10 protein-coding genes are annotated in these 11504 nt (G+C 65.6%); 3 read left to right on the top strand and 7 right to left on the bottom strand.

The window, feature by feature from the left end:
• The 4 genes from B3D39_RS19945 to puuE form a co-directional block, all read right to left on the bottom strand.
• Positions 1-895 (bottom strand): alcohol dehydrogenase catalytic domain-containing protein (locus B3D39_RS19945; RefSeq protein ID WP_286790004.1); only part of this gene is annotated, 895 nt, incomplete at its 3' end.
• A 76-nt stretch (positions 896-971) separates the two neighbouring features.
• Positions 972-1460 (bottom strand): ureidoglycolate lyase, encoded by a 489-nt coding sequence (locus tag B3D39_RS19940; RefSeq protein ID WP_274961725.1) that lies wholly within the window; start codon positions 1458-1460, stop codon positions 972-974.
• A 77-nt stretch (positions 1461-1537) separates the two neighbouring features.
• Complete coding sequence (locus B3D39_RS19935) at positions 1538-2371, bottom strand: bifunctional allantoicase/(S)-ureidoglycine aminohydrolase (RefSeq protein WP_274961724.1); 834 nt, start codon at positions 2369-2371, stop codon at positions 1538-1540.
• Positions 2371-3786, bottom strand: a complete 1416-nt coding sequence (puuE, locus tag B3D39_RS19930) for an allantoinase PuuE (RefSeq protein WP_274961723.1) — start codon at positions 3784-3786, stop codon at positions 2371-2373. The genes B3D39_RS19935 and puuE overlap by 1 nt, the downstream gene beginning before the upstream one ends.
• 196 nt (positions 3787-3982) lie before the next feature.
• Here puuE and B3D39_RS19925 point away from each other — a divergent pair, with 196 nt between their 5' ends.
• Positions 3983-4366 carry a hypothetical protein gene (locus tag B3D39_RS19925; protein ID WP_274961722.1) on the top strand — a complete coding sequence of 128 codons (384 nt, stop codon included), beginning with the start codon at positions 3983-3985 and terminating at the stop codon, positions 4364-4366.
• Positions 4367-4403: 37 nt separating this feature from the next.
• Here the strand turns inward: B3D39_RS19925 and glpK are convergent, their stop codons facing one another.
• Together glpK and glpD are read right to left on the bottom strand one after the other, a co-directional pair.
• Positions 4404-5894, bottom strand: a complete 1491-nt coding sequence (glpK, locus tag B3D39_RS19920; RefSeq protein ID WP_274961721.1) for a glycerol kinase GlpK — start codon at positions 5892-5894, stop codon at positions 4404-4406.
• Positions 5895-5915: 21 nt separating this feature from the next.
• Entirely contained in the window at positions 5916-7475 is a 1560-nt protein-coding gene (glpD, locus tag B3D39_RS19915) for a glycerol-3-phosphate dehydrogenase (RefSeq protein ID WP_274961720.1), read from the bottom strand.
• Positions 7476-7789: 314 nt separating this feature from the next.
• On the opposite strand from glpD, the gene B3D39_RS19910 reads away from it, so the two are divergent.
• Positions 7790-8713: an aldose epimerase family protein gene (locus tag B3D39_RS19910; RefSeq protein ID WP_274961719.1), complete on the top strand. Its 924-nt coding sequence runs from the start codon at positions 7790-7792 to the stop codon at positions 8711-8713.
• Positions 8714-8758: 45 nt separating this feature from the next.
• Here the strand turns inward: B3D39_RS19910 and xylB are convergent, their stop codons facing one another.
• Positions 8759-10195 (bottom strand): xylulokinase, encoded by a 1437-nt coding sequence (gene xylB / locus B3D39_RS19905; protein ID WP_274961718.1) that lies wholly within the window; start codon positions 10193-10195, stop codon positions 8759-8761.
• A 158-nt stretch (positions 10196-10353) separates the two neighbouring features.
• Here xylB and B3D39_RS19900 point away from each other — a divergent pair, with 158 nt between their 5' ends.
• Complete coding sequence (locus tag B3D39_RS19900) at positions 10354-11382, top strand: sodium:calcium antiporter (RefSeq protein WP_274961717.1); 1029 nt, start codon at positions 10354-10356, stop codon at positions 11380-11382.
• Positions 11383-11504 lie beyond the last annotated feature (122 nt).

The raw sequence follows: 11504 nt of genomic DNA, 5'->3' as shown, positions 1-11504 counted from the left end.
CCGCCTGCGGGTTCGGCAGGCCCGCCGTGACGGAGGTTCCGCCACGCCGGGTGATGGCATAGGCGAATTGCAGCGCCGGGGCCGCACCTGCCAGCTCGACCGCGAGATCGACGCCGCCGCTGGTGAGATCGCGCAGCTTTTGCACTGCGCCTTCTTCGGTCGGGTCGATGGCATGGGTCGCACCAAGCTTCAGCGCGAGGTCGCGTTTATCCGCGGCGAGATCGACCGCGACGATGGTGCGCGCGCCCGCCGCAACTGCACCCAGAAGCCCCGCAAGGCCGACGCCGCCAAGGCCGATGATCGCGCAGCTTTGGCCGGTCTTCAGCCCGCCCGAGTTCAACACCGCGCCGACGCCGGTCAGCACCGCGCAGCCCAGAAGGGCCGCCTGGTCGAGCGGGATCGACTTGTCGATCTTCACGCAGGAGGCCTCGGAGACGACTGCGTAATCCGAGAAGGCCGAGACGCCGATATGGTGGTTCACATGCTCGCCCGCGACCGAGATGCGTTTCGATCCGGTGATCAGGCTGCCCTTGCCCGCCGCGACGGCGGCAGGCTCGCAAAGCGCAGGCCGCCCCTCGGCGCAGGGCACGCAATGGCCGCAGGACGGCGCGAAGACGAGAACGACGTGATCGCCCGGCGCGAAGCGAGTGACATGCGGGCCGACCGCCTCGACCACGCCCGCCGCCTCATGGCCCAGCGCCACGGGCATGTCGCGCGGGCGGTCGCCGTTGATGACGGACAGGTCCGAGTGGCACAGGCCGGCAGCCGACATCTTGATGAGCAGCTCACCCGGGCCGGGATCGTCCAGCTCGGCCTCGACGATCTCCAGCGGCTTGCTGTCGGAATAAGGGCGCGCTTTGCCCATTTCGCGCAAAAGTGCGATCCGCGTTTTCATTCTTGCTCCTCCCCAAAACGATTTGGCGCAGCTTGGGAAAGTTCCGCGGAAGTGTCCATGCCCCTTTGACGAAGGGTCAGGCGATGACAGTGATGGGAGCGTCCAGCGGATGCTCTTCGAGGTTCGCGCTCTCGCCGATGCGGTCGACCACGGCGAAGAGACCGGGCGCTGCGAGCGGCGTCAGCACCCCGTGCCAGGTGCCGCGATGGAGGTTGATCCCCTGCGCACCATTGGTGAGAAACGCGCGCGGCGTGCCGGGTTTACCGTCCGCATCGGGCGCGACGATCACGAGAAACGGGTCCGCGCTCATCGGAATGAAGGCCTGCGAGCCTTCGGGATGCCGCTCCAGCAGATCGCAGAGATAGGGTAAAGCGCGCGGTTCGGCCTTGAAGATCGAAACCCCCGCGCGGCCACCCGTCTCCGCCCCGAAATCGAGCTGCGCGCGGTCGTGATAGCGCCCGCAGAGCCCCGCATTGATGATCTTGTCGGGGTCGCCTGCGGCGTCGAGCACGTCGCCGAACGGGGCGAAAGCCTGGGGTGTCAGCGGTTCGGCTTTGATCTGCATGGCGGGCCTCTTGGTTTGGGCGGAAGAGAGGGGGCGCTGCCCCCTCACGCCCGGGACATTTCAACCAAGCCGAAAGGTCAGCCCGGGAAAGGCGAGCCGAGCTTCGGGTGGCGGTTCACGTCCTTGTAGAGCAGGTAGCGGAACGGGCGGCGGCCCGCGGCGTAGCAGGCTTGCGGGCAGAAGGCGCGCAGCCACATGAAATCGCCCTCTTCGACCTCGATCCAGTCCTGATTGAGCAGGTAGACGCCCCGGCCCTGCAGCACGAAGATGCCGTGTTCCATGACGTGGGTTTCCGCGAATGGGATGGTGCCGCCCGGCATGAAGGTCACGATATTGACGTGCATGTCGTGGCGCAGATCGTTCGGATCGACGAAGCGCGAGGTCGACCAGTAGCCCGAGGTGTTGGGCATCTCGAGCGGCGGTTTGTCCTGATCGGCGGTGACGAAGCTTTCGGGTGCGTCGATGCCGGGCACGCGCTCGTAGCGTTTGCGGACCCAGACGAAGGTGCCGGGCGTGTCCTGATCGTTGGCGACCGACCATTGCGCGCCCGGTGCGAGATAGGCGTAGCCGCCCGCGTCCAGCTCATGGCCGACGCCTTCGATCACGAGGCGAATGTGACCGGCGAGCACGAAGATCACGCTTTGACCCTCGGGGTCGGGTTCGGGATTGTCCGAGCCGCCGCCCGGCGCGACTTCGACGACCAGTTCGGCGAAGGTCTCGGCAAAGCCGGAGAGCGGACGGGCAAGCACCCAGGCGCGGGTATTCTGCCAGCCGGGCAGCAGCGAGATGGTGATGTCGGACAGCACCCCGCGCGGGATCACCGCGTAGGAAGTGTTGAATTGGGCGCGCTCGCGGGCGCGCTGGTTCTGATCGGGCAAACCGCCCGTCGGGGCGTAATAGGTGTATTCCATCAAAGGTCCATGGCGTTCAGGCGATGCCACGCGATCCGCTCGACCTGCTTGCAGGCCTCGAGGAATTCCGTCTCGCGGTCTTGGTCAAGCCGGCGGCGGAAGGCGTGGAGGATTGACGCCTTCGTATTGTCTTTTACGGCGATGATGAAGGGGAAACCGAATTTTTCGGTATAGGCGGCGTTGAGAGCCTCGAATGTCGCGCGCTCTTCATCGGTCAGCGCATCGAGCCCGGCGCTGGCCTGCTCGGAGGTGCTTTCGGCAGTGAGGCGCTTGGCCTGCGCGAGTTTGCCCGCGAGATCCGGGTGCGCGGTCAGCACGCCGAGGCGTTCGGCCTCCGACGCCGAGCGGAAGATGCGGGCCAGCGCCGAGGCCACGCCTTCGAGGCAATCATGCGCCGGACCGAGTTCCAGATCGAAAGCACGCTGCGCGATCCAGGGCGAATGTTCGTAGATGCCGCCGAAGGCTTCGACGAAGCGCTCCCGGCTCATCTGGCTCGGGCGTTCGCGGCGGGTATGCGGGTGGGTCGCAGCCCAATGCGCGGCGATCTCTCCACGGGTCGCGAACCAGACGCCCTCATGCGAAAGCGCATAGTCAAGAAAGCGTTTCAGCCCCGCGACTTTGCCCGGACGCCCGATCAGGCGGTTGTGCAGGCCGACCGAGAACATCTTCGGCGCGCCGTCCAGTCCCTCGGCATAGAGCGTGTCGAAACTGTCCTTGAGATACTGGAAGAACTGTTCGCCCTCGATATAGCCCGGCGCGGTGGCGAAGCGCATATCGTTGGCCTCCAAGGTGTAGGGGATCACGAGCTGGTCGCGCGCGCCGACCTCGAGCCAATAGGGCAGGTCGTCGTCATAGGTGTCGGAAATCCAGTCGAAACCGCCCTCCTCCGCCGTCAATCGTACGGTGTTGGCCGAGCAGCGCCCGGTATACCAGCCGCGCGGACGCTCTCCGACGACTTCCGTATGCAGGCGGATGGCTTCGGCGATCTGACGGCGCTCTTCGTCTTCCGCCATGTCCTTGTGCTCGACCCATTTGAGGCCGTGCGAGGCGATTTCCCAGCCCGCCTCTTTCATCGCGGCGACCTGTTCGGGGGCGCGGGCCAGCGCGGTTGCGACACCGTAGATCGTTAGCGGCACGTTCAGCCCGGTGAACAGCCGGTGCAGCCGCCAGAAGCCTGCGCGCGCGCCGTATTCGTAGATCGACTCCATGTTCCAGTGCCGCTGGCCGGGCCATTGCGCGGCGCCTGCGATATCGGACAGGAACGCCTCGGAGGCCGCGTCACCATGCAGGACATTGTTCTCGCCGCCCTCCTCGAAATTGAGCACCATCGAGATCGCCACGCGCGCCTCGCCCGGCCAATGCGGATCGGGGGTCGTGCGGCCATAGCCGCGCAGGTCGCGGGGGTAGCGGGTCATTAGGTGGCTCCTGTCTTCGGGTCGGATCGGGACAAGAAAGAGCAAAACGCGCGAAAGGGAAAGCCCTCTCTCGGCGTCGGAGAGGGCTTGGCAGGCGGGGCACAGAATCGTTGCGCGATTTGGGGGCCCTTGGCATGATTTCGGGCATCAAGACATTGCGTACCCTGCCCTTTCCGCTCTGCCCGGAGGCCCTCCCATGCGCCAATTGCTTCGTCTTATAGCCATCGTCCCCCTTCCGCTCATTGGATTTCCCGGCCTGTCAGCCGCACAGGACTGGACCCAGATTGCGGCCTACTCCGCCTTCATCGGCCCGCAGGATATGCGGAATTCGAAGGGCGCGGCCCTGAGATCTCTCGGTGCGGCCTTGCAGCAGGATCGGGCGAATTATCATCGCTTCGGGCTCAGGGATGCGCGCGACGAGTCCGATCCGGTCTTCGCAGATCGCGCCACGCGGGCGCGTATTCCCGCGATGGTCGAGGCGGGCGGCGATACGCGGGGAAGTTTCACGCAAATGGTCCGCGCGGGGCAGCCCTTCGGCGTCTATGTCTTCGTCTGCGGCTACGGGCGCACCCGTCTGTGATCTATATCGCCGGCTGGGGCGAAGATCACTCGGGCTGCTACTGAGTGATCGAGATCGCCGCGGCGACCGCTTTCTTCCACTCGGCGTAGCGGGCTTCGCGCTTGGCCTCGTCCATCGCGGGAGCGAAGTTGCGATCGAGCGCCCAGCCCTTCGCAAACTCCTCCGGTTCCGGATAGAGCCCAGCCTTGTAGCCTGCGAGCCATGCCGCGCCGAGCGCGGTCGTCTCCAGCACTTCGGGCCGGTCGACCGGAGCCCCGAGGATGTCGGAGAGGAACTGCATCGCCCAATCGGAGGCCGTCATGCCACCGTCGACGCGCAGGGTCGGGCGCGCGTCATCGGACCAGTCGGCCTGCATTGCCTCCAAGAGATCGCGGGTCTGGAAGCCCACCGATTCCAGCGCCGCGCGGGCGAACTCGGCCGGGCCGGAGCTGCGGGTCAGGCCGAAGACCGCGCCGCGGCAATCGGGGTTCCAGTAAGGCGCGCCGAGGCCAGTGAAGGCGGGCACGATGATCACGTCTTGCTCGGGGTCCGATTGCTCGGCTAGTGCCTGCGTCTGGTCGGCAGCCTCGATTATCTTGAGCCCGTCGCGCAGCCATTGCACCACGGCCCCCGCAACGAAGATCGAGCCTTCGAGCGCGTAGGTGACCTTGCCGTCGAGCTGATAGGCGATGGTCGTCAGCAGGCGGTTCTCCGAGCGCACCATCTGATCGCCGGTATTGAGCAGCGCGAAGCACCCGGTCCCGTAGGTCGATTTCAACATACCGGGCTTGAAGCAGGCCTGCCCCACGGTCGCGGCCTGCTGATCGCCCGCGACGCCGAGGATCGGGATTTCCGCGCCGAAGAGGTCCGCTTGCGTCACGCCGAACTCGGCCGCGCAATCCTTGACCTCGGGCAGCATCTCCATCGGGACGCCGAGCTTGGCGGCAATGGTCGTCGACCAGCGGCCCTTGGCGATATCGTAAAGCATCGTGCGCGCGGCATTGGTCGCATCGGTGACATGTGATTTGCCACCCGTCAGTTTCCAGATCAGCCAGCTGTCGATGGTCCCGAAGGCGAGCTTGCCCGCCTCGGCCTTCTCGCGCGCGCCGTCGACATTCTCCAGAAGCCAACGCAGTTTCGTAGCCGAGAAATAGGGATCCACAATGAGCCCGGTGCGCGCGGTCACGGTGTCCTCGAACCCGTCCTCGCGCAGCTCGCGGCAAAATTCGGCGGTGCGGCGGTCCTGCCAGACGATGGCGTTATGGATCGGCTTGCCGCTCTCGCGATCCCAGACCAGCGTCGTCTCGCGCTGGTTTGTGATGCCGATGCCGGAGATGTCGGAGGCCTTGATCCCGGCCTTCTCGATGGCAACGCCCACGGTCGCCAGAACGCTCTCCCAGATTTCCTCGGCATCGTGCTCGACCCAGCCGGAATGCGGGAAGTGCTGCGTGAATTCCTGCTGCGCACTCGCCACGGGGCGCAGCGCGTCATCAAACACGATCGCGCGCGACGACGTGGTGCCTTGGTCGATTGCCAGAATGTAGGTCATGGAGTCCTCCCGTTTCGCGCCTCAGGCTGCGTGCTCCTCCAGCCACGCGGCGACAGAGTTGACCTGATCGGCATCGAGCCGCAAGCCCAGCTTGGTGCGCCGCCAGATCACGTCCTCGACCTTGCGTGCCCACTCCTTCTCGACGAGCCAGCGCAGCTCGGCCTCAGTCAGCGTGCCGCCGAAATCGCGGCCCAGATCGCCCAGCGCCTTGGCGTCGCCGAAGATGTCCCAGGACTCGGTGCCGTAATGGCGGATCATCCGCTCGGCCCATTTACGATCCACGAAGGGATAATCCTGCGAGAGCTTGGCGATCTTGGCGCCGACCTCTTCGGGGGCGAAATCGCCACCCGGCAGACGCGCGCCTTTCGTCCATTGACCGCCCATGCCGGGCAGATGCGGGCGCAGCTTGCCGAGCGCGTCTTCAGCCAAACGGCGATAGGTCGTGATCTTCCCGCCAAAGACGTGCAGCGCCGCGGGTTGGCCTGCGGGTGCATCGAGCGAGAGCACATATTCGCGCGTCGCCGCCGTGGCTGAACTGGCCCCGTCCTCGTAGAGCGGGCGCACGCCGGAATAGGTCCAGACGACATCGTCTGGCGTGACCTCTTCCTTGAAATACTCGGACGCGAAATCGCACAGGTAATCGCGCTCAGCCTCGGTGCATTCGGCGGCGAGCGGCGAGTCCTCATGGGCGGCCTCGGTGGTGCCGATCAGGGTGAAGTCCTGCTCATAGGGGATCGCGAAGATGATCCGCCCGTCCGCACCCTGGAAGAAGTAGCATTTGTCGTGATCGTAGAGCTTGCGCGTCACGATATGGCTGCCGCGCACGAGGCGGATATGTTCGCGGCTGGCGCTGCCCATCGTGCCTTTCAGGATCTGCTCGACCCACGGGCCACCGGCATTGACCACGGCGCGGGCCATATGTTCCTCGCGCCCGTTCGGGCCTTCGGTCACAATCACCCAATGGCCGCCGTCGCGATGCGCCTCGACCACCTTGGTCTGTACGCGAATGTCTGCGCCATGCGCCTCGGCGTCTCGGGCGTTGAGCACGACGAGCCGCGCATCCTGCACCCAGCCATCGGAATATTCGAACGCGTGGGTGAAGCTGTCCTTCAGCGGCGCACCCTCCGGGGCATTGCGCAGGTCGAGCCGCTTGGTGCCCGGCAGCAGCCCCTGCCCGCCCAGATGGTCATAGAGGAACAGCCCCGAGCGGATCATCCACGACGGGCGCTTGCCCTTCATCCACGGCATGACGGAGGAGAGCATTTTCGAGACCGGTGTATCGCTCTCGAAACGCATATCGGCGCTATAGGGCAGCACGAAGCGCATCGGCCATGAGATATGCGGCATCGCGCGGATCAGCACCTCGCGCTCGGACAGCGCCTCGCGGACCAGTTTGATCTCGAGATATTCGAGATAGCGCAGCCCGCCATGGAACAGCTTGGTGGAGGCCGAAGAGGTCGCCTGCGCAAGATCGCCCATCTCGGCCAGACGCACCCGCAGGCCCCGTCCGGCCGCGTCGCGCGCGATCCCGCAGCCGTTCACCCCGCCGCCGATCACGAAGAGATCTACTGCTTGTGGCATTTTGCGTACTCCCGCTAGCGCCTGTCGCTTGTGCACCAAAAGGCGCGTTAACTTTCGTTATTGCCAGATATAATGAATTTTCGCGCAAAATCGAGCATGAATACCTCTGCACACAAGATTCCGCGTGCTCATCACGAAACTTTTAAGGAACAATTGCGTTGGGTATGATGTGGCTCGGGATGTGCGGCCCGCGCCCAAAGCGCTGAAAGTGGCGATGTAGCTAACTCGCCTCAGGTATTGATCGAGATTAAAGTCATAACGTGAAGAGAGGGTTACGCTAGGTTAGCCTCGTCGAGAAACGGACAGGACACAGCATGTTCGATCACGAATCAGAACTGGAGATCGGGCTTGCATCAGGGATGCTGGTGCGCATCGATCCAAAGGGCGCGCGACTGACAAGCGTTGTGCTGCCCAGCGACGACGGTCCGGTCGAGCTTCTCATCGGCCCCGATCCGAAACAGAAGACACGCGATTTCCACGGGGCGACGATCGGGCGCTATGCCAACCGCATCGCCGGAGCGCAATTCACGCTCGATGGCGAGCAGTTCCAGCTAGATGCGAACGAAGGCGGGAACTGCCTTCACGGCGGTGGCAAGGGGTTCGACCAATGCGACTGGACCGTTGTCGCGCATTGGATCAACGCGGCGACACTGCGGCTCGAAAGCCCGGATGGCGATCAGGGCTTCCCCGGAAATCTCGTCGCGGAGGTGAGCTTCGCGGTATCGGACCCAGAAACTTTGAGCATCACTTACCGCGCGTGCTGTGATCGCGCTTGCCCGGTGTCTCTGACCTCGCATGGGTATTTCAATCTCGCGGGCGGCGGCTCGATCGCCGATCACCGACTGAAGCTCAATGCTAAACAGGTTCTCGAGGTTGATGGCGAGAAACTCCCCGTAGGCGGGCCGCGCGACGTGGCTGGCACACGCTTCGATTTCCGCGAACCGGCCTCGGCGCTGGGGCCCGATGGCGCGGGCTTCGACCACAATTTCTGCACCGGCTCCGGCGGGATGCGCGAGGTGGCGGTGTTGAGCGATCCGGCCTCCGGACGCAGCATGACCATGCTGAGCAACCAGCCCGGATTGCAGATTTACACCGCGCCGTCCGGCGACAGCTTCAACGCGATCTGCCTGGAGCCGCAAGCCTGGCCCGATGCGCCCAATCGCCCCGAGTTCCCCTCGACGATCCTGCGACCGGGCGTGGAATATGTGAACCGGATCCGTCTGCAATTCTCGAGCTGATCTCCGCGACGCCGCGCCGATCGCCACGGCGCGGCCCGAGGTAGATCAGGTCAAACCCCGCAGCGCAGCGCCGGCCTGACGGTAGCGCTCGTACCCTTCGTCGAACGCTTCGCGCAACGCGGAGACCGGCTCGATCGTCGCGGCGATCTCGGGCGGGCTCGCGATATCCAGCCCGCCGCCCGTCGCGGCCATCATCCCAAGCCTCGCCGCGCCGAACGCGCCGCCGTAATCGCCCGCCACCGGCAGGGCCACCGGCGTGTCGAGCGCGGTCGCGATCGCCTCGCACCAATAGCGCGAGCGCGTGCCGCCCCCGACGCCGAGCAGCGTCTCGATCCGGGTGCCGGTGCCGGCCAGCGCATCGCGGCAATCGCGCAGTGCGAAGCTCACCCCTTCCAGCACGGCCCGCGTGGTCGCGGCGCGATCGGTCGCGTGTTCAAGCCCGATGAACGCGCCGCGGATCGCCGCATCGTTGAGCGGCGTGCGCTCGCCGCCGAGATAGGGCAGGAACCGCGCCTTGCCCGGCGCTTGCAGCGGGCCGAGGCTTTCGGTCAGTTGCTTGGCGTCGCTCTCCAGAAGCCGCGCATACCAGTTCAGCGCGTCGGTCGCGGCCAGCACCACGCCCATCTGGTGCCATGTCTGCGGCAGGGCGTGACAGAAGCTGTGAACCGCGCTCGCCGCATCGGGGCGATAGCCGTCATCGGCGGCGAACAGGACGCCCGAGGTGCCGAGCGAGACGAAGGCCTGCCCCGCTGCCACGACGCCGACGCCCACGCCCGACGCCGCGTTGTCGCCCCCGCCGCCTGCCACGACGACGCCCTCCGGTAGACCAAAGCGCGCCGCGATCTGCGGGCGCAGCGTGCCGGAGACGTCCGAGCCCTCGACGAGGCGCGGCATCTGCTCGCGCCGCATCCCGGTCGCCGCCAGAAGTGCATCCGACCAGTCGCGCGCGCCGGTATCGAGCCAGCTCGTCCCGGCGGCGTCGGACATCTCCGAAGCATGCTCTCCAGTCAGCCAGAGCCGCAGGTAGTCCTTCGGCAACAGCACCTTCGCCACTTTCGCGAAACGCTCCGGCTCGTGCTTGGCGAGCCAGACAAGTTTCGGCGCAGTGAAGCCGGGGAAGACGATATTGCCGCTGATCTCGCGGAATTGCGGATCCGCATCGAGCGCCGCCGCCTCGCGATAGGCGCGGGTGTCGTTCCACAGGATGCAGGGCCGCAATACCTCGTCCTGCGCATCCAGCAGCGTCGCGCCATGCATATGCCCTGACAGCCCGATCCCCTGCACCGCCGACAGATCGTGCTGCGCGAGCGAGCCCAGCACCGCCTCCATCGCCGCGATCCATTCGGCAGGATCCTGTTCCGACCAGCCCTCGTGCGGGCGCGAGACGGTGAGCGGATGCGTCGCCTCGGCCACCACGCGCTGCGCCTCGTCGATCAAGAGCCCCTTCAGCCCCGATGTGCCCAGATCCAATCCGATAAACATGCTTGTCCTCCCGCGCGCTGATTGGCGCCGACCCTAACGTCTCTTTCGGGCATGTCGACTCCCCCTAGCCCTTTGCAGAGGCGCCCAGCCACCGCCCTCTTAACGGAACCGTGAGCGCGCTGCGCGGTTGCTTTTCGAACAATGTCCCCGGAGCCTTCATGATCGCCTCTCTTTCGACCCCGCTTCTGCTCGGCGTATTTGCCATCGCCGGGCTGATCGTCGTCATCTCCTCCATCAAGGCGACCGGGCTGGCCGATGTGATCGCGGATCGCACGCGGATGGGCGAAGCGCTGGCGGGCGGGATCGTGCTGGGGGCCGCGACCTCGCTGTCGGGGATCGTCGTCTCGGTCTCGGTGGCCGCACAGGGCGATGCGAGTTTCGCCTTTTCCAATGCCGTGGGCGGGATCGCCGCGCAGACCTTCTTTCTGGCGCTCGCCGACATGCTGCACCGACGCGCCAATCTCGAACACTCCGCAGCGGAGCCCGCGAACCTTTTTCAGGCGGTGATGCTGATCGTGCTGCTGTCGATCCCGCTCGCCGCGACCGCTGCGCCCGACTTCGCGATCTGGGGGATCAGCCCGGCTTCGGTGGTGCTGTTCCTCGCCTATCTCGGCGGCACGAAACTCGCGACCCAGGTGTCGGAAACGCCGATGTGGAAGCCGGTCGAAACCCGCGAGACACGCCGTGACGAACCCGAAGACGAAGAAGAGGCAAACCGCTCGCCGCGCGGGCCGATCATCGTCTTCATGGGCCTCGTCGTCATCATGGGCCTCAGCGGTTGGGTCATTTCGCAAGCCGGCCAGGAATTCGTCACCCGCTTCAGTCTCAGCTCCTCGCTGGTCGGCGCGCTGCTGACGGCGGTCGTGACCTCGCTGCCCGAGCTGGTGACGACGCTGACCGCGGTCCGTCGCGGCGCGCTGCAACTGGCGATCGGCGGGATCATCGGCGGCAACACATTCGACACGCTTTTCCTCGTCTTCTCGGACGGAGCCTATCGCGACGGCTCGCTGTATCACGCGGTCTCGATGTCGGACCTCTACTGGCTGGCGACGGGGCTGATGATGACGGGCGTGCTGCTCGGCGGGTTGATCCTGCGCCAGAAGGACGGGCCGGCCCGGATCGGGATCGAGAGCCTCCTGCTGGTCGCGATCTACGCCTCGGCGGTGGTGCTGCAGGTCCTCGCCTGACCAAGAATTATTGCCCATAGAGGGCGGATTCCCCAAATAGGCAATATACATTTGCCGCAGGGACCGTTATGCAGGCGCCTTCCGCACGGGCTGCCAGAGCAGAGCGGCCCGTCCCTTACGTC

The sequence above is a fragment of the Thioclava sp. UBA3469 genome (assembly GCF_002378135.1).
Lineage (GTDB): Bacteria > Pseudomonadota > Alphaproteobacteria > Rhodobacterales > Rhodobacteraceae > Thioclava > Thioclava sediminum.
The sequence above is the reverse complement of the archived record's forward strand: the minus strand, read 5'-3'. Positions and strand labels throughout refer to the sequence as shown.